We start from the raw sequence: 18,075 nt of genomic DNA, 5'->3' as shown, positions 1-18,075 counted from the left end.
GGTATGGTGAGCACGGACCACTGATTCCGGGCGATTGCAATGTCGCCCAATCGATTCAGGGCGGCACATCATGGCACAGCCAGTCTTCAGCATTCTCTCCGCGGCCCATCTGGCCGAACCGTATCTGGCGGAGATGATCGATTCGGTCATCGCGCAGACCACCCCGGACTGGGAGTTGATCGTCGTCGACAACGGGATGTCCGACGAAGTGGTGCGGATTGTCGAACGGTACGCCGATGATCCGCGAATCCGTTCGGCGCGCCGCGAGTTCGACGGACTCGGCGGCGGTGTCGATGCGGCGGCGGCGCTCGCGCACGGCCGGTACTACGCGGTGGTACACGGTGACGACATACTCCTGCCCACCTTCTGCGCGCACACCGGTGAACTGCTCGACGCCAATCCCGGCGTCGATGTCATCGGGGTCGAAGCCTTCGGATTCACCGACGATCATGTGCTGGCGCCGATCGGATACCGCGCGCTCGCCGGGGTGACGCAGGAGCCAGGTTTCGAGCACCGGGTGACCCTCGCCGAGGTCGCCGACGGCCACGTCCTCTACTACACGGCAGCCATACGCGCCCAGGCGTGGAAGATGGGCGGCGGCTACAGCTGCGACACACCGCAGGTCGAGGACCTCGCCATGTTCATCCGCATGCTGGCCGCCGACTGCGATATCCGAGTGCTGCCGGAACATCTCGCGGGATACCGGCTGCACGATCAGGCCCCCTCCCCCGCCGATCGGGAGGTCTACGAGGACAGCGTCGAGCGGGTGTACGAGCTGGCCGGAACCCTCTCGAATGCCCCCGAAGTGCAAGCCGCGGTGGACCGCACGCTGCGCAAGGTCAAATTCGAGCACGCCATGCGCCGAGCCCGCGAATCACTGTTGCGCTCGGACACCGCCACCGCCCGCGCCAATGCCCGACTAGCCCTGCGGCAACGCCGCGCGCTCCGCCCCGCCGTCATCTATGCCGGATTGACCATCGCGCCAGGGATATTGCGCCGCATACATCCGGCCAAGCAGCGCATCAGCGCACTCGTGGCCCGGGTGCGGCCTCAGCACTGACCACCGCCGAACTCGGGGCGCTGCGGAACACCGTTCGAAATAAATAGATAGCACCGCCGAGAACGGCGGTGCTACCGTCATGACAACGAACCGATACGGAAACAGGAAGGTGGAGAACATGTTCGGACGGCTGAACCAGCGGCAACGCTTGATCGTCGGTGCCCGTATGCCTCGCACCCTCCTTTCCGTATCGCTCCTCCGCCAGCGCATTCGCAGCGGTCCCTAGGTCTACCTCTAGACCCCACAGGGCCGCCCTGGCGAATACGCCACGGAGCGGCCCTTTTTCATTGCCAGCCAATCCCTCGTAGCCCAATTGGCAGAGGCGGCGTCCTCAGAAGGCGTCAGTTGTGAGTTCGAATCCCACCGAGGGAACCAACACCTACCAACCCCGCGCGCCTCAGTGCCGAGTGAATGTCGATGAGGACATTCGCGCGGGGACCATATGCCCGTAGCTCAGCAGGATAGAGCGCCTGCCTACGAAGCAGGAGGTCGCAGGTTCAATTCCTGCCGGGCATACCAACTGTCGATGAGACGTGGTGTAACGGAAGCATGGCGAGCTCTGACCTCGCCGGTCCAGGTTCGAATCCTGGCGTCTCAGCGCATGTGCCCGTAGCTCAATCGGAGAGAGCGCCTGCCTTCGAAGCAGGAGGTTGAGGGTTCGAATCCTTCCGGGCACACCACTTTTCGATGAGACGTGGTGTAACCGGCAGCACGGCGAACTTTGGTTTCGTCAGTTCAGGTTCGAACCCTGGCGTCTCAGCCCGGAGTACCGCCCTCGGGCTTCCCGCACGATGCCGAGGGCACGAACACAGGTGCGCCACAGGGTAGATCGTGGCGTTTCGGAGACGGGTCGCGGATCAGTGGATCGGACCTCTCAGTTGAGGACAATTTCTCGTCTTGGCACCGTCCACATCGTAGACATCCCCCGGGGTACACAGTTCGCGGCAGATGAGCGCGGAGGGGTCGACGCAAACCCGGATGCGCGGTCCGTTGTTCCCCTATCGTGGTTGGACAGGAATTCGGCATGGGGAGTTCGCTATGACCGCTGTCGGCAATCAGGAACTATGGTGTCCGGTGCAGCGGTCGGTACATCCGATGCTGGCGTCCATCGAGGCGGCAAGTTTGGCTTGGCTCGACGCATACGAGGTGATGGCGGCCGATCTGCGGGCCGAGTTCCGGGCGGGGTCGCCTGGCGCGTTGGGGTCGTATACCTATCCACGAGGGACGCTCGAGGGGACTCGGTTGGCGTCCGATTTCATCACTTGGCTGTTCGCCTTCGACGATCTTTACTGTGACGCGAACCGGATCGGGAGTGATCCGGTCGAGTTCAGCGCGATCATCGGCGAGATGATCGAGGTGCTCGAGGCACCGGGGGCGGCGGTCCCGGAGTTACCGATCGCGAGGGCGCTGCGAGATCTGCACCGACGGGTTCGGGAGATGGGATCGCCTGTCCAGCAACGACGCTGGACAGATGAGACCGAGAAGTATCTGCTGGCGAAGTTATGGGAGGCGGGGCGGCGGCGGGCCAAATCGCTTCCACCACTCGACTCTTACGTGCATATGCGCCGGCTCGGGGGCGCCAATGTCGCGTGTCTCATGCTGACCGATGTGAGTCTGGGATGTGAGGTTTCGGCCGAGGTGATGTGCGGTCGGGAGATGGCCGAGTTGGTCAAGGCCGCAGCGGATCTCGCCGATCTCGACAATGATCTGCTGTCCTACGCGCGGGAGAGCGGGCCGGGTGAGGAGTTTCCGATCAATGGGGTAGCAGCGGCGAGATTGCACGGGGCTCGAGATATCGCGACGGCCGTCGAATCGGTGTTGACGTACCGGGACGCGCGCATGCGGACACTGCTGGAGATGTCGGCGCACTTCGCGGAGTTGGTGGGCAGTCCAGCCGCCGACTTCAGCCGAGGGGTGTGCGATTGGGTAGGTGGGCATATCGAGTGGATTATGAAGTCCGGTCGGTACTCCCGGGCTTCGCTCGATCTTCGACCGACGGTCACCGAGTAGCGGGCGAAGCCGTGACACGCATACGGAGCCGCCGGGGTTGCAGGGTCGCGGAGCGAGCAGGGCGGGTGTCGGTGCCGGGGAGGATTCGCAGGCGTCGGCCGGCGACGATGGACGCGAGGGTCAGCACCAGCTCGGTCATGGCGAATTCCTCTCCGATGCATTTGCGGGCCCCGTCCGCGAAGGCCAGGAAACCTTCGCGGGCAAGAGGTTTCGTGGCCCAGCGGTCGGGTTCGAAGCGATCGGGTTCGGGATAAAGATCCGGGCGATGCTGAATTGTGAAGGCGCTGTAGAGCACCGTGGTGCCGGCGGTCAGCGGATAACCGCCGAGTTCGGTGTCCTCGCTGACGGTGCGGGTTACGAACCAGACCGGCGGGTAGAGGCGCAGGGTCTCGGTGATGACCCGTCTGGTCAAAGGCAGGTTGGGCAGATCTTCGAACCGAGCGGTCCGTCCGCGCAGGACCGGCTCGACCTCGGCGCGCAGCCGCGATGCGATGACGGGATGTTGATCGAGCAGGCTGAGTGCCCAACTCAGCGCGGTACCGGTGGTTTCGGTACCGGCGACGAAGAAGGTGATCACCTGGTCGCCGATTTCGAGATCGGTGAATCCCCGCCCGGCATCGTCGTGCGCCGCGATCAAGGCCGAGAGCAGATCCCCGTGATCGACACCTTCGCTACGACGAGCGGTGATTATCTCGGCCAGCACGGCGCGCAGGCGAGTGATCGACCGTTCGTAGGCGCGATTACCCGGCGTCGGCAACCTCAGTAGCGGCGCCGGGGTCACCGTACGCATCATCAAAGTCCGCACTACATGGTCCAGGTCGACCAGCAATGGAGTAAGAATCGCCTGCGGCACAGTATGACTGAACAGTGTCGCGGCCGTCACCGACGAGGTGAGCGCGTGCATCTGGGCCTTCACGTCGATCACCGCACCGACGCGCCATGATTGGGTGACCTCGCCGATTCGCCGACTCATCACCGCGGCGTAATCGGCGGTCCGACTCGGATGGAACGCGGGCTGCATCAATCGCCGATGCCGCCGGTGCAGCGCATGCGGGCACGTGACCAAGCCATCGCCGAGCAACTCCCGAACCCGTTCGAGCAGTGGCCCGCCCTTGTCGAACACCCGATCGCGCCGCAGCAACTCCTGTGTCAGATTCGGATCACAGACCGCTACCGCGGTCACCGGCCCCAACCCGATCCGCACGAGATTCCCATGCGCCGGAAGAGAACTCAGAAATCCGAGCGGGTCACGCAGCAACGGAATCATATGCCCCAGCAGTGGCATCCGATGCGGAGCGGCGGCGATCGGCGAGGGGAATGTCATGACAACTCCATGGCGGATTCGACGCACCGACGAAGCGGCATGCCACGTCATAGCCATTATCACGGCCGCCGCACCCGCAACCCACCGGTTCGTTCACAAGCGCCGACGACGGTTAGCATCGCGCGGGTGGGAGTAGCGCGGAAGTCCGGCAGGGGCACGGTACGAGGTGGGAGTCCCGGGGATATTCCGGTGGTGTCGCGCCTGTTGGAGCGGGCGCTGGCCGATGATCCATTGACTCGACGGTTATATCCGACGGAGAGCACACGGCGAGCCCGGCGCAGGTTCGAATCCCAGGCATGGCTGGCTTATTCGCTGAGTGATGGGATCGGAGTCGCGGAGAATGGGGCCGGGGTGGTCGCCGGGTGCGCGCTGTGGTTCGGATCGCATCAGAGTGCGAACTGGACCGTGAGTGACGTCGTGCGCAATTGGCGCTTGAACGGCTGGCGTAATGAGCAACCCACCGTGTACTCACAGATGCGGGCGGCGGCGCAGATCGCCGAACACCATTGGCATTTGAATGTGCTCGGCGTACGAGCCGATATGCGCGGTCGCGGATTCGGACGGGATCTCGTCGAGTCCGGGCTGGCACGGTGTCACGCCGATCGACTGCCCGCGCATCTCGAGACCACGGCGGCCGAGAACGTGCCGTTCTACGAGCAACTCGGGTTCGAGGTCACCAGCGTGCTCGATGAGCCGCTGATCGGCCCGCGGACCTGGCTGATGCGGTATCAGCCGTAGTCGCGCGGGGCCGCGACTCAGTAGTCGGGGTCTTCCGAACCTGAATCCGAAGAGTCCGGGGGTGCGCCCTCGCCGCCCCGAATGGTCCAGAGCAAACCGTCGAGTTCGTCAGGCTTGATGAGGACGTCTCGGGCCTTGGACCCCTCGGAGGGGCCGACCACACCGCGGGTCTCCATCAGGTCCATGAGGCGGCCCGCTTTGGCGAAGCCGACGCGGAGTTTGCGCTGCAGCATCGAGGTGGAACCGAATTGGGAGGTGACGACCAATTCGGTGGCCTGGAGCAGCAGATCGAGATCGTCGCCGATATCGGCGTCGATATCCTTCTTCTCGCCGGACTTGGCGGCCGTAATACCTTCCTGGTATTCGGGTTCGGCCTGGGTCTTGGCGAAATCGACGACGGCTTGGATCTCCTCGTCGGAGATGAACGCGCCCTGCAGACGAGTCGGCTTGCTCGCACCCATGGGCAGGAACAGGCCGTCGCCCATACCGATGAGCTTCTCCGCGCCGGGCTGATCGAGGATGACCCGGGAGTCGGTCAACGAGGAGGTGGCGAAGGCCAATCGGGAGGGAACATTCGTCTTGATCAGGCCGGTGACGACATCCACCGACGGGCGCTGGGTGGCCAGCACCAGGTGAATGCCCGCGGCACGGGCCTTCTGGGTGATGCGGACAATGGCGTCCTCCACATCGCGGGGCGCGGTCATCATGAGGTCGGCGAGCTCGTCGACGATGGCGAGGATGTACGGATACGGCCGGTAGACGCGTTCGCTGCCCAGCGGGGTGGTGATCTGCCCGGACTTGACCTTGCGGTTGAAATCGTCGATATGGCGAACCTTGTTGGCCTGCATATCCTGATACCGCTGCTCCATCTCCTCCACCAGCCAGGCCAGCGCGGCGGCGGCCTTCTTCGGCTGGGTGATGATGGGCGTGATCAGATGCGGAATGCCTTCGTAGGGCGTGAGTTCCACCATCTTGGGGTCGATGAGGATCATCCGGACCTCATCGGGCGTGGCACGGTGCAGCAGCGAAATCAGCATCGAGTTTACGAAACTCGACTTACCGGAGCCGGTGGAGCCCGCCACCAGCAGGTGCGGCATCTTCGCCAGATTCGCCGACAGATACTCACCCTCGATGTTCTTACCGAGGCCGATCACCAACGGATGGTGGTCATTTCGGGTCGACGGAGCCTTGAGCACATCGGCCAGTCGCACCAATTCCCGGTCGGCATTGGGTACCTCGATACCCACCGCCGACTTGCCCGGAATAGGCGCGAGCAGTCGCACATTCTCGGTCGCCACCGCGTACGCGATATTGCGGGCCAGCGCGGTGATCTTCTCGACCTTCACACCGGGGCCGAGCTCCACCTCGTAGCGGGTGACGGTCGGACCGCGCACGAAACCCGTCACGGCGGCATCGATTTTGAACTGGACCAGCACCTCGGTGATGGCCTCGATCATGGATTCGTTCGCGGCGCTGCGCTTCTTGGGCGGTTCGCCATCGGTGAGCAGCGACAGCGGCGGCAGGTTGTAATCGCCGTCCACCTCGCGCTCGGTGACGAACTCCAACTGCTGCGGCGGCGGAGGCGGCGGGGTCTGATCGACGACCTTGGGCGGAGCCTTGCGCGGCTTGGCCTTCGGCTTCTCCTCGACCGCGATCTCCTTGGCATCCTGCAACGGCGGCTCACCCATGACCTCGGTGACCGCGTCGGAGCCGCCGAACTCATCGGGCGGATAGTTCTCCGACGGACTGCGGCCGCGACGCCGCGACTTCACGCCCTCGTGGCGCGGGAAGCCGTCCTCGTCATAGTTGGCGGGATCGTAGAGGCCGGGTTCATCGGAGTAGCGCTCGTATTCGTCGCCGCGACTACCGGTGCCGAAGAGCTCACGCAGCGCGTCCGGCACCTCACGCACCGTGGTGCCGGTGAGCAGCAACAGCCCGAAGGCACTGGCCAGCAACAGCAGTGGAACCGCCAACCAGGCGCTCAAACCGTCACGCAGCGGACCGCCCATGACATAGCCGACGAAACCCGCGGCATGCGCGCGACCGTGCGCATCGGTCGGCGCACCCGCCGCCAGATGCCACAAGCCCAAAACCGGTAATCCGGTGAGCAGGCCGCCCAGCACCAGCCGCGGCCGAATCTCCGGATGCGCCTCGGTGCGCATGAGAATCACCGCGATACCGATGGTCACGAACGGCAGTGCCGCCGAAGCCGACCCGGAGATCGCGCGAATCGCGGTATCCACCGCGCGCCCGACCGGCCCGCCCGCGGACAACCACACCGCCGCCGCGATGACGATGCCGAAACCCACCAGCCCCAGCGCGATACCGTCGCGCCGATGTCCGTGCTCGATCTCCCCCGCCCGGCTCAGTGCCCGGGTGCTCGCGCCGAGGCCGCGCGCCAGCATGTTCCAGCCACTGCTCACACCCCGGGTGACCACCGCCAACGGCGCGGTATCGGACCTGCGGCGCGGAGCTGGCCGCCGGGCGGGCGCGGCTCGTTTCTGGCTTCGAACACGACCGGCGCTAGCGGTCCGACCGCCCGCGGCGGTACGCGGAGTACGCGCCCGGGACCGTGCAGGAGTCTGTCCCCGCGTCGATCCCGCTCGCGAACGTGACGTTGCGGCACCGCGGGACTTACCTGGCATGACCCCCAGGCTAGCCGTAAACGCCCCACCCGGACCATCCGCAACACTCGACCCACCCACAACAACCGTGTGGGATAGGCAACGTCAATCGCCGCTTCGGCCCCCGGCCAGCGCCCGCATCCCATGCTCCCGCACCCACAACCGGGAATCGCGAACATGCACTCCGGGCGGGAAGCTACGGCGTGTCGCCGCCCTGAGCGCACGCTCGCGAGGCGCCACTCGCGCGCACAAGGTTGCCGAGACATTGCCTACCACTGCATCACACCACGGGCTTCTGCCGATCACAGAAATTACCGTCCGGCGCGTGATCGTTTCATGATCAGCGGTCCCGTTGCCGCTCGGTCTGGGATCTCAGTCCCAGGTAGCGGGATTTCAGACGCTGCGATCGAGGGCGTACACGGCCTCCACATCGGCGGGTTCACCGGTCGCCTCCAGCCGCACGGCATTTCGGCCGAAGGCGTGAAAGAGCAGTTCGGACGGTTTCCCCGCCAGGACCACGGTGCGGTCGCCTTTTTGATGCGCAATGGTGCGCCGGCCGTCCGGCGTCGCGAGCGCGACGGTAACCGATGATTTGCGATATGCCATGCGCGCCAAGCCTGTCAGCACTTTCCAGAGCTTGTCCTCATCGGAGGCGGCGAGTTCGCGGGGCTCCCAACCGGGTTCGGCACGGCGCACGTCCTCGTGATGGACGTACATTTCGGTGAGGTTCATCAGCGAGTCGACCGGGCGCAGGAACCACGGCGGACCGCCCGCGATCTTGGCGAGCAGCTCCGGGAAGGGGCGGGCGGCCACCTTGTGCTGGACCCGCTCGAGGTAGGGGGCGAAGGGTTTCAGCATGATGCCGGGGGCGGCGTCCGGGCGAGATTCGCGAACTATCAAGTGCGCGGCCAGGTCTCGCACCGTCCACGTACCGCACAGGGTGGGCGCGTCCGGACCGGCGGCGGTCATGGTCCGCACCAGGGCCTGGCGTTCGCGTTGGGCCATACTCATACAGGCAACCCTAACCTGATATGCAACGCGATGCATCATGCCGATGCACAGGTCACAGGCTCCACGCCCGCGCGGCGTGCCCCCAATTCCGGGGGCTTCGGGATCACATGATCGTGTCGGTTCGATAGCGCCTCAATTGCTGCACGGCCCGGCCCGTTAAGCCAACCACCCGGTCTGCCATAAGGTCGCCCCTTGATCATGAACGCGGCAATGAGAGACGACCTCGGGCGCGGCGCCGGGATGCGCCGCCGCCGAGTCGGTTCCGGGTTGGCGTCGGCGAATCCGGGTCGGTAGCTTGATCACTCGATCCATAGGGGAATGGATCCTCCGCATAAGAAGGGCAACACCTTGAAAAAGATCGTCAGTGGCGCCGCCGTGATGGTCGCGGCCGTCGGCTCCCTGCTGGTGGGCACCGCGGCTCCGGCTGGGGCCTATACCGACAACTTCGGCGCGATCGCGCTGTCGCCGTCGACCGGCCGGATCGGCTACTCCTACGACTACTCCGATCGCGATTCCGCGAAGGACGGCGCGATGCAGTCGTGCACCTTCGATGACTGCCGGGTCGTGGCCAGCTTCGCGAACGGTTGCGGAGCGGTTGCCTACTCACGTCGCGCCGGGCTCTACACCTATGGTGCGGCCTACTCGCGCTCCACCGCGCGCACCCAGGCACTGAATCGGAACAGCTCCGACGCCACCATCATTCACTGGAATTGCACCACGGGCTACGAGCTCTAATTCCGTTCAGGGGAGAAAATTCGTTGAAGCACAGCATCTTCCGCGCCACCGCCGCCGTGGCGGTGGCCGCCGCCGCGTTCGGTCTGGTCGCCTGCAGCAGCAGTGAGACCAAGTCGGACAGCCCGGCCACCACCACCAGCGCGGCCGCGGCCGACAACAAGTTCCAGGGCACCACCGACGACACCAAGGAGACCGGAGCGCCGCCGTCCACCACTCCGGTGCCCGATCTGCCCAAGCCGACCGTCGCCGAGCTGAACGACAAGCTCACCAAGGCCTTCGACCCGTCCATCGACGCCAAGACCAAGATCGCCTGGATCGAGAACGCCGGCCAGGATCCGCAACTGGTCGCCAAGCTGGTCGACGCCGCCAAGAAGAACGACGTCAAGGTCGAGATCACCAATGTCCCCGATCCGGTGGACGGCAAGGTCAAGGCCGACGCCAAGGTCACCATCGGCGGCTCCCCCGTGGACAAGGCCACCGTCTCCTTCGTCGCCGACGGCACCGAATGGAAGGTCGACCACGCCTTCGCATGCAGCATCGTCAAGGCCGCCAAGCTCGATTCGGCCGCCTGCCAGGACAATTAGTAGCGGTTCGCGGTTCCGCCCCGACAGCTGGACTGTCGGGGCGGTTTTGTTCGTAGCGCGAGGATTGCCGTAGCCCGGATCGCCGACATGTCCGAATTCAATGTTTAAATGCGCATATTTCAATGTAGGTATGTGAGGCTGGCACGAAAAAGAACCCGGCAGCTCCTGCTACCGGGTTCTCTTACGTTGTGGCGCTTACCTTTTCGGCTCAGACACCCATGACCGTCGGGACGATCATCGGACGGCGGCGGTACTTGTCCGCCACCCACTTGCCGACCACGCGGCGCACGCTCTGCGCAATGCGATGGGTGTCGGTGACACCCTCGCTGGCCAGTCGGCGCAGCTCCGCCTCGACGAGTTCGTGCGCGTCGACGAGCGCGTCCGGATCATCGGAGAAGCCACGACCGGTGACCTCCGGTGCGCTGACCGCCTTTCCGGTGGTGGAGTCGACGGCGACGGTGATGGAGATGAAGCCACCCTCCCCCAGCACCAGACGATCCGACAGCGTCGATTCGCCGACATCGCCGACCGAGAGACCGTCGACATACACCTGACCGACCGGAACCCGTCCGGTGATGGTGGCGATACCGTCGACCAGATCCACCACGACACCGTTCTCGGCGAGCATGACGCGCTCCTCCGGGACACCGGTGGCCACCGCGAGCGCGGCATTGGCGCGCAGATGCCGCCATTCACCGTGCACCGGCATCGCATTGGTGGGCCGCACCGCGTTGTACAGGTACAGCAGCTCACCGGCCGAAGCATGTCCGGAGACATGGACCTTGGCGTTCTGCTGGGTGATGACGGTCGCGCCGATCCGGGTCAGCCCGTTCACGACGGTGAACACGGCGTTCTCATTACCCGGAATCAGCGAGGAGGCCAGCACCACGAGATCGTCGGGGCGGATATTGATCTGCCGGTGATCGCCGCGCGCCATCCGGGACAGCGCCGAGAGCGGCTCACCCTGCGAACCGGTCGAAATCAGCACCAGCTTGTGCACCGGCAGATTCGCCGCCTGATCGATATCGACGACCAGACCGTCCGGCACCTCCAGGTAGCCGAGATCCTGCGCGATCTGCATATTGCGAACCATCGAGCGGCCGACGAAGCAGATGCGGCGGTCATAGCGCTGGGCCACCTCCACCACCTGCTGGATGCGGTGCACGTGAGAGGCGAAGGAGGCCACGATGACTCGGCCCTTGGCCTTGCCGATCACATTGTCCAGCACCGGGCCGATCTCACGCTCGGGCGTGACGAAGCCGGGGACCTCGGCATTGGTGGAGTCCACCAGGAATAGGTCCACACCCTCGTCACCGAGGCGGGAGAAGCCCGCGAGGTCGGTGAGGCGACCGTCCAGGGGCAGCTGATCCAGCTTGATATCGCCGGTGTGCAACACCATTCCGGCGGGCGTGCGCACCGCCACGGCGAGGGCGTCCGGAATCGAGTGGTTGACCGCGAAGTATTCGCAGTCGAACGAACCGTGCTGGGTGCGCTGGCCCTCGGTGACCTCGATCAGCTTGGGCTGCAAGCGGTGTTCACGGCACTTGGCCGCCACCAGCGCGAGGGTGAACTTCGCGCTGATCACCGGAATGTCGCGGCGCAGGCGCAGCAGGAACGGCACCGCACCGATGTGATCCTCATGCCCGTGCGTGAGGATGACGGCCTCGACATCCTCGATGCGGTCCTCGATGGGGCCGAAATCGGGCAGGATCAGGTCGACGCCGGGCTGCTGGTCCTCGGGGAACAGCACACCGCAGTCGATGATGAGCAACTTGCCGTTGTACTCGAAAACGGTCATGTTGCGGCCGATTTCGCCGATGCCGCCGAGCGCGAATACGCGTAGGCCGCCCTTGGCGAGCTTCGGCGGCGGGTTCAGCTTCTGCCGCTCGACCCGCGGCTGCGCGGTGGTCTCGGAGCGGTCGTTGCGGCCGCCACCCTGACGCGAACGCCCGCCGGGCTTGCGATTGCGCTCACCCTGGCGCGAACGCGGGGCGGACTCGTCCTGCCGGGCCCGAGCGGGCGCGGCGGATTCGGTCTGCACCGGTGCGGTCTCGGCCTTGGCCGGTGCGGCCTCGGCGGCGCCATTGCGCGCACCGCGCGCAGTGCCATTGCGGCCCCGCGCGCGAGTCTCCTGCGGCGCGGCGCTTTCGGCGGCACGCACCGCCGGAGCGGCACTCGGCTCGGCGGCCTTGGGCGCGGCCTTCGGCTGTGCGGCAACGGTTTCCGGCACCGGGGCCGGGGCTCCCGCCGCGCGGGAGGCGGTACGACGCGGGCGACGTCCCTCGGGGCTGCTCATGCAAGCACCCCCGCGGCTCGCAGATCAACCGCGAGTTCCGCGAGCTGCTCGCTGGTGGGCATGATTTGTGGCAAACGTGGCTCCCCTGTTTCGACCCCGAGCAGCCGCAGGGCGCCCTTGGTCATGGCGACGCCGCCCAATCGGGACATGGCCCGGTTGAGCGGAATCATGCTGACATTGATTTCACGAGCCCGCCGCACGTCACCGGCCGCATAAGCGGTGGCGAGCGCGCGCAGACGATCGGGCACCAGATGCCCGATGACGCTGATGAATCCGGTGGCACCGACGGACAACCAGGGCAGGTTGAGGCCGTCGTCGCCGGAGTAGAAGGACAGGCCGGTCTCGGCGATCAGCTCAGCGCCCGCGTTCAGGTCGCCCTTGGCGTCCTTCACCGCGACGATGCGCGGGTGCTCGGCGAGCCGTCGAATGGTGTCCGATGCGATGGCCACGACCGAGCGCGGCGGAATGTCGTACAGCGTCACGGGCAGATCGGTGCTGTCCGCGACGGCGGTGAAGTGCGCGATCAGCCCGTCCTGGGTGGGACGCGAGTAGTACGGGGTGACGACGAGTAGCCCGTGCGCGCCCGCGCGTTGCGCGTTGCGTGCCAGCTCGATGCTGTGGGCGGTGTCGTAGGTGCCCGCGCCCGCGATGACGGTGGCGCGATCACCGACGGCGTCGACGACGGCGTGCAGCAGATCGAACTTCTCGGACTCGGTGGTGGTGGGCGATTCGCCGGTGGTTCCGGAGATCGCGAGCAGGTCGACACCGCCGTCGACCAGACGGGCGGCGAGGGCCACCCCGGCATCGACATCGAGCTTGCCTTCGGCGGTAAAGGGGGTCACCATCGCGACACCGACTGTGCCGGACGCGCGCAGCTCGATTCGCGTTGATTCACCGTTCGTCATAGCCAGAAGGCTACCCGGTCATCGAAACACCTTTTGCATCGTTATACCTGAACCGGCCCGGCGGCGACGGTGATTCGCGTCGCCCACCCTTGCGTGACGTCAAAAGTTTCCTTGCGTGACACCATTTGTGACAGCACACTGGTGTCATGAATCTCGATAAGTACACCGCTCAGCTGCGCGAGAACCTCATCGCGGCCGCCGCGCTCGGCGATGAGAAGACACAGTCCACCGCCGCCGCGTTGGCGGCGGCCACCGAGAGTTCGGCCCGCCTCGTTCTGCTCGCGGCGCTCTCGGAGTTGGCGGGTGAGGTGAGCGCGGCGGTCGGCGATCGCACCGTGCGCGTCTCGGTCGACGGCACCGACGCGCATGTCGACGTCCGCAAAGCCGCGACCGCGGAAGAAGAGGAGCATCAGCCCACCTTCGAGGAGATGACCGGCGATATCAGCCGCGTCACCCTGCGCCTGGTCGAACAGATCAAGTCCCGGGCCGAGGAGGCCGCGGCGCAGAGCGGCCAATCGCTGAACTCGTGGATGGCCACCGCCGTGCAGGGCGCACTGCGCGATCAGATGAAGAAGGGCGGCCCGGGCCGCTGGGATATGCCGCCGCGCGAGCCGAAGAACCCCGAGAGCTGAGCCCACCCCCGTCGCCCCAGCGCGAGCCACTTACCCCGTCACCCCGGCGCGAGCCCCCACCCCGTCATCCCGGCGTGCTCTTGGCCGGGATCCACGTCCTCAGTCGGTGACGCTGACTTTCCCGTCGGTATCTATCTCGGTGCGGCGGTCGTGATCGGGGGCGTAGGCGAGGACCGTGGCGAGCACGCTGCGGCCCAGGGGGAGGACTCGCACGGTCACCGACCCGGCATTGGCGGCGTCCAATTCCCTTGTGGCCGCGTCGATCACCCGTCTGCGCACCCATTCGGGAACCCCGGCGAAACCGCCGTCGTCCAGGAGAACAACCTCCACGCCGCGCGTGCGCGCGCCCCGTGCGGCACCACTGAGCTCATCGGTGACCAGCTGCGGTGCGCGTAATCCGTCGCGGAGTTCGGCCTCGAGCAGGCGGCACTCTTCCCGTTCCGCGGCAGTCAGTTCCGCGCCATCGGCGATGCGCTCCAGTATCGGCCGCGCCACCCGATCCAATCGGGAGAGCTGGCGAGTGCGCTCGCTGTCGGCGGCGGCCATGGTGGCTTCGGCGGCGGCGCGAATCATGGCGTCCTCGCGCAGGAGTAACAGTGAACGCTGCATTGGCCGCATGACCGCGGCGAATACCGAGATCGCCGCCACGGTGCCGATCGGTACGAGAGTGCCTACGACGGTGCGTGATTCGAGTTGCGCACCGAGCCCGGCCAGCAGGATCACGACCGCGACCGCGACCACACCCGCCCACGCCAGTCGCGCGCGCCCACGTAAAACCAAGACGGTCAATACATATGAGGCCGCGAACGCCGACCACACCGATTGATGCCCGCGATCCGACGACGGCATCATGATGGTCAGCGCGGTGGCCAGTGGTCCGGACGCGGCGGCGTAGAGCGCGACCGGCAAGGGCAGCGGATCCACCGGCATGACGATGACCAGCGCACCCGCGCTGAGAATCACCACCATGCCGAGAAGTGCTGCCCACTGCGGTGATTCACCGAAATTGCGCAGCATGTACAGCCCGATGGTGGCTTCCAGGATGAGCAGGAACAGCCATGCCGTGCGCCCGCGCAGGCCGAGCAGATCGCGAAGTCCGAAGCGCGCGTCCAATTCGGCCACGTGGTAGTCAGCGGGAACCATCGCCACCCCACACCAGTGTCACGGTGGTGCCCTCCCCCGGCTGCGACTCCACGAAGGCCGAGCCGCCGGCCAGTTGGCGCATGCGTCCGAGAATGCTCATCGAGATGCCGAGGCGGTCGGCGGAGACCCTGGCGAGGTCGAAACCCGCTCCGTCATCGGTGAATACGATGCGGATACTGCCCGCGCTGACGGTCGCGGTGACAATGCGCCGCACCTCGCGCCCGGGCATCTGGGCGTGGCGCAGGCTATTGCGCACCGCCTCGGTGAGCGCGGCGGCAATGGTGCTGGCGGAGTGCACCGGCATGCGCAGATCGTCGTAGCCGGGCCAGGTGCGGGTGGCGAAGCGGATACCCGGATTCACCTCGTGCACGGCGGAGCGCAGGAACAGCACCGCCGATCGAGCGTCGAGCAGATCGGGATCGCGGTCGCCGCCTCGGCATTCGTCGAGTTGTTCCAGGGTTCGTTCGGCTTGTCGGCGGAGCACGGAGGACTGGGTCCCCGCGCGTGAGGCCTCCAAAAGCGTGGAGAGCACGGCATCGTGGATGAGCGCGGCGAAGCGCGCGCGTTCGCGGTCCCGGCCCTGTGCGGCGGCAGCGGCGGCCGCACGGCGACTGGCGATGGCGGATTCGCGGTCCACTCGGGCCGCGGCACCGGTGGCCGCGGTGCCGCACCAGACGAACAGCGCCGCCAATCCCGCTGCGCGCAGGAAGTTTTCGACCACGCCCAGGGAGGTGACGGTGCTGACCGTATATACCGAGGCCAGCGCCGCCGAGGTGGAGGCGATGAGCAGATAGGTGACGGCCCAGCGCGCGGGCCAGGCCAGGACGCCCGCTGTCACCGCCAATGCAGTGACCCGGTACGGCCATACCGTGCTGGCATCCACCGAATGCACATCCAGCGCGAAGGGAATGGTGGCGAACGCGCCGAGGAAACTCAGTGCGGCACAACCGGACACAATGCGAATCGCACGCGGTCCCGCCAGCGCCGAGACCACCGCGAGCACCGGATACCAGCCGAAGGCCAGCACCACGGCGGTGATCGTCCACCAGGTCGCGGCGACCCGCCCCTGTTCGGCGATCTCGGGCAGCTCCATACCGCCGACAATGATTCCGGCGACACCGACGGAGATACCGAGCCGCCGCATGATCCGGTCGTACGCGGCGGTGGCCGGATCCTCCTGCGCCACGGTCAGCCCGCCCCGCACCCGCTGTATGAAACCGGTGAGCGCGGACATCGAAGGCGTCGCGGGCGGAGAATCCAGCGTGCCCGACGCGGTCATGCGCGCGGGTGCCGCTCGGGAACGGGTAGCCAGCCGTCCTCGACGGCCCGCTTGTAGAGATCGGTTTTGGTCGGAGCCGGACGGCCGGCATCGGCATACTTCTGCCGAATGCGGCCCAGATAGTCATTGACGGTCTGTTCGGACAGCCCGGTCATGCGCGCCACCCGGGAGGCCTTCTCACCGGATGCGTACAGCTGGAGAACCTGCTGCTGGCGCGGGCTCAATCCGACATTGGACAGCTGTGGATCACCGTCGATGGCGGCGGCCCAGTCGGTGGTCACCACCTGTTCGCCCTGGGCGGCGCGGCGCACCGCGGCCACCACGGTCGGCACATCCTCGGATTTGCGGACCACGCCCAGCACACCGGCGCGGGCGGCCTCGCGCACCAGGAACGGATTGTCGGCGCCGGTGAACACCAGCACCTCGGCCCCGTGGTCGCGCAGGGCTCGCACATTGTCATCCGGTGAGGATCCGTCGGCCAGCCGCAGATCCAATACCACCAAGTCCAAACGCGGGTTCGCCGACAACAACTCGGCCACCGTGCCCGCGGTGATCACCAACTCCAGATCGGCCTCCGGGGCGAGCATGGCAGCCAGCCCGATCGCCACCGATTCATGATCCTCGACCAGCCCGATACGGCGTATCCCCGATTCCTGCGCCTCCACGGCCGACCCTCACCTCTTCCCACAACCGAATATTCGTATGAAGTATGACGGCAACACCACCGGATTCGTCAGCCACCAGAATTCGGGGGGAAAACCCGTGCACCGCTTTGTAGGGTTCGAGTGAGAATCGCGAGCGCGTGAAGGGACCGGGGAGATGCCGAACGAAGTGCTGCTGGACGACTTCGAGGACACCGAAAAGTGGGAGCTGGCGGGGGCGGGTGCGAACAAAGCGCATGTGACGACGTTCGCCGAGGGTGCGCCGATCAAGGATCCGGGGGTTTACGCCGACGGTGCGCCGGGCGCGGATCGGCGGGCACTGGCCCTGCTGGTGCGTGGCGCCATCGAGGGGCATGAGATCGAGCTGGTCGTCAAGGCCGGGCAAGCGTTCACCCTCCCGGGTGAGATCTCCGGGGTGGATCTGTATGTGCGGTCGCCGCATGCCGCGATCTGGGTGTACGGGTTCATCGCCGGGGCCGGGCAGGACAGTGCCGAGGTATTGCTGGGCCGGGTCACCGCGAACGGTGAATGGCAGCGCATCGGAGCGGAATTGGCCGAGGTGCTGACCGGGGCGGAATTGCTCGGCTTGAAGATCCGGCTCGTCGAGGTGGTCAAGGAGGCGGGTGAGGTCATGATCTTGCTGGATGATTTGACCGTACGCTCATCGGTATGAGCGAGAGATCAGAACTATCGGGCTCCGGGCGGGGAACCGCGTGGGCACTGTCGGCATTACTATTCGGGGCGGCGACAATGCATTTCGCTACGCCGAAGTTCTACGACGCCTTGATTCCGCCGCAATTGCCGGGCTCCGCGCGGGCATACACGCTGGGATCGGGCGTCGCCGAGTACGCGGTGGCCGCGGCTGTCGCGGTACCACGAACTCGACGGCTCGGCGGACTGCTGGCCATGCTGTTGTTCATCGCAGTTTTTCCCGGCAACCTGAAGATGGCCCAGGATTGGGTGCGCAGCAATAAGTCGATGCCCTTGAAGGCAGGGGCCATTCTTCGTCTGCCGCTGCAGATTCCGGTCATTCTGCTGGCACGGAAGGTCTATCGACAGGCGGTGTGAGCCT

At 66.1% G+C, this 18,075-nt stretch carries 16 protein-coding genes and 5 tRNA genes; 13 read left to right on the top strand and 8 right to left on the bottom strand.

The genetic code is table 11. The features are described 5' to 3' along the window. Positions 1–70 precede the first annotated feature (70 nt). The 7 genes from OHB26_RS22785 to OHB26_RS22755 all read left to right on the top strand — a co-directional run bounded on the left by OHB26_RS22785 (position 71) and on the right by OHB26_RS22755 (position 3,070). Entirely contained in the window at positions 71–1,060 is a 990-nt protein-coding gene (locus tag OHB26_RS22785) for a glycosyltransferase family A protein (protein WP_330179292.1), read from the top strand. Between the two features lie 298 nt (positions 1,061–1,358). After that, positions 1,359–1,435 (top strand) — tRNA-Leu (locus OHB26_RS22780). A gap of 67 nt (positions 1,436–1,502) precedes the next feature. Further along, positions 1,503–1,579 (top strand) — tRNA-Arg (locus OHB26_RS22775). A gap of 8 nt (positions 1,580–1,587) precedes the next feature. Next, positions 1,588–1,658 (top strand) — tRNA-Gln (locus OHB26_RS22770). 5 nt (positions 1,659–1,663) lie between these two features. Beyond that, positions 1,664–1,740: transfer RNA gene (locus OHB26_RS22765), tRNA-Arg, on the top strand. Positions 1,741–1,748: 8 nt separating this feature from the next. Then, positions 1,749–1,820 (top strand) — tRNA-Gln (locus OHB26_RS22760). Between the two features lie 278 nt (positions 1,821–2,098). Continuing rightward, complete coding sequence (locus tag OHB26_RS22755) at positions 2,099–3,070, top strand: terpene synthase family protein (protein ID WP_330179291.1); 972 nt, start codon at positions 2,099–2,101, stop codon at positions 3,068–3,070. Here the strand turns inward: OHB26_RS22755 and OHB26_RS22750 are convergent. Next, on the bottom strand, positions 3,060–4,394 hold the full coding sequence (locus tag OHB26_RS22750; RefSeq protein ID WP_330179290.1) for a cytochrome P450: 1,335 nt from the start codon (positions 4,392–4,394) through the stop codon (positions 3,060–3,062). The two genes, OHB26_RS22755 and OHB26_RS22750, sit on opposite strands and share 11 nt — an antisense overlap. Here OHB26_RS22750 and OHB26_RS22745 point away from each other — a divergent pair. Continuing rightward, on the top strand, positions 4,284–5,132 hold the full coding sequence (locus tag OHB26_RS22745) for a GNAT family N-acetyltransferase (protein WP_330179289.1): 849 nt from the start codon (positions 4,284–4,286) through the stop codon (positions 5,130–5,132). The two genes, OHB26_RS22750 and OHB26_RS22745, sit on opposite strands and share 111 nt — an antisense overlap. A gap of 17 nt (positions 5,133–5,149) precedes the next feature. Here the strand turns inward: OHB26_RS22745 and OHB26_RS22740 are convergent, their stop codons facing one another. Together OHB26_RS22740 and OHB26_RS22735 are read right to left on the bottom strand one after the other, a co-directional pair. Next, complete coding sequence (locus OHB26_RS22740; RefSeq protein WP_330179288.1) at positions 5,150–7,777, bottom strand: DNA translocase FtsK; 2,628 nt, start codon at positions 7,775–7,777, stop codon at positions 5,150–5,152. Between the two features lie 372 nt (positions 7,778–8,149). Next, positions 8,150–8,767 (bottom strand): TIGR03085 family metal-binding protein, encoded by a 618-nt coding sequence (locus tag OHB26_RS22735; protein WP_330179287.1) that lies wholly within the window; start codon positions 8,765–8,767, stop codon positions 8,150–8,152. Positions 8,768–9,085: 318 nt separating this feature from the next. Between OHB26_RS22735 and OHB26_RS22730 the strand changes: the two genes are divergently transcribed. Further along, positions 9,086–9,502: a DUF4189 domain-containing protein gene (locus OHB26_RS22730; protein WP_330179286.1), complete on the top strand. Its 417-nt coding sequence runs from the start codon at positions 9,086–9,088 to the stop codon at positions 9,500–9,502. A gap of 23 nt (positions 9,503–9,525) precedes the next feature. After that, on the top strand, positions 9,526–10,086 hold the full coding sequence (locus OHB26_RS22725) for a hypothetical protein (RefSeq protein WP_330179285.1): 561 nt from the start codon (positions 9,526–9,528) through the stop codon (positions 10,084–10,086). 208 nt (positions 10,087–10,294) lie between these two features. Here OHB26_RS22725 and OHB26_RS22720 read toward each other — a convergent pair whose 3' ends face one another. Together OHB26_RS22720 and dapA are read right to left on the bottom strand one after the other, a co-directional pair. Next, positions 10,295–12,382 carry a ribonuclease J gene (locus tag OHB26_RS22720; RefSeq protein WP_330179284.1) on the bottom strand — a complete coding sequence of 696 codons (2,088 nt, stop codon included), beginning with the start codon at positions 12,380–12,382 and terminating at the stop codon, positions 10,295–10,297. Further along, positions 12,379–13,287, bottom strand: coding sequence for a 4-hydroxy-tetrahydrodipicolinate synthase (gene dapA / locus OHB26_RS22715; protein WP_330179283.1), 909 nt, complete (start codon positions 13,285–13,287; stop codon positions 12,379–12,381). The genes OHB26_RS22720 and dapA overlap by 4 nt, the downstream gene beginning before the upstream one ends. A gap of 146 nt (positions 13,288–13,433) precedes the next feature. Here dapA and OHB26_RS22710 point away from each other — a divergent pair, with 146 nt between their 5' ends. Next, a complete protein-coding gene (locus OHB26_RS22710) occupies positions 13,434–13,919 on the top strand; it encodes a hypothetical protein (protein ID WP_330179282.1) in 486 nt (161 codons plus the stop codon). 99 nt (positions 13,920–14,018) lie between these two features. On the opposite strand, the gene OHB26_RS22705 is transcribed toward OHB26_RS22710, so the two are convergent. Genes OHB26_RS22705 through OHB26_RS22695 form a run of 3 tightly spaced genes read right to left on the bottom strand, consistent with a single transcriptional unit; the run spans position 14,019 to position 17,006 of the window. After that, positions 14,019–15,062, bottom strand: coding sequence for a hypothetical protein (locus OHB26_RS22705; RefSeq protein WP_330179281.1), 1,044 nt, complete (start codon positions 15,060–15,062; stop codon positions 14,019–14,021). After that, positions 15,049–16,341, bottom strand: a complete 1,293-nt coding sequence (locus tag OHB26_RS22700; protein WP_330179280.1) for a sensor histidine kinase — start codon at positions 16,339–16,341, stop codon at positions 15,049–15,051. The genes OHB26_RS22705 and OHB26_RS22700 overlap by 14 nt, the downstream gene beginning before the upstream one ends. After that, positions 16,338–17,006 carry a response regulator transcription factor gene (locus OHB26_RS22695; RefSeq protein ID WP_330179279.1) on the bottom strand — a complete coding sequence of 223 codons (669 nt, stop codon included), beginning with the start codon at positions 17,004–17,006 and terminating at the stop codon, positions 16,338–16,340. Before OHB26_RS22695 ends, OHB26_RS22700 begins: the two co-directional genes overlap by 4 nt. A gap of 154 nt (positions 17,007–17,160) precedes the next feature. Here OHB26_RS22695 and OHB26_RS22690 point away from each other — a divergent pair, with 154 nt between their 5' ends. Together OHB26_RS22690 and OHB26_RS22685 are read left to right on the top strand one after the other, a co-directional pair. Then, positions 17,161–17,676, top strand: coding sequence for a hypothetical protein (locus OHB26_RS22690; RefSeq protein ID WP_330179278.1), 516 nt, complete (start codon positions 17,161–17,163; stop codon positions 17,674–17,676). Next, positions 17,673–18,071 (top strand): DoxX family protein, encoded by a 399-nt coding sequence (locus tag OHB26_RS22685; RefSeq protein WP_330179277.1) that lies wholly within the window; start codon positions 17,673–17,675, stop codon positions 18,069–18,071. The genes OHB26_RS22690 and OHB26_RS22685 overlap by 4 nt, the downstream gene beginning before the upstream one ends. Positions 18,072–18,075 lie beyond the last annotated feature (4 nt).

This window comes from Nocardia sp. NBC_01503 (assembly GCF_036327755.1).
Classification (GTDB): domain Bacteria; phylum Actinomycetota; class Actinomycetes; order Mycobacteriales; family Mycobacteriaceae; genus Nocardia.
Note: the sequence above shows the minus strand (reverse complement) of the source record. Positions and strands in the feature narration are given on the sequence as shown.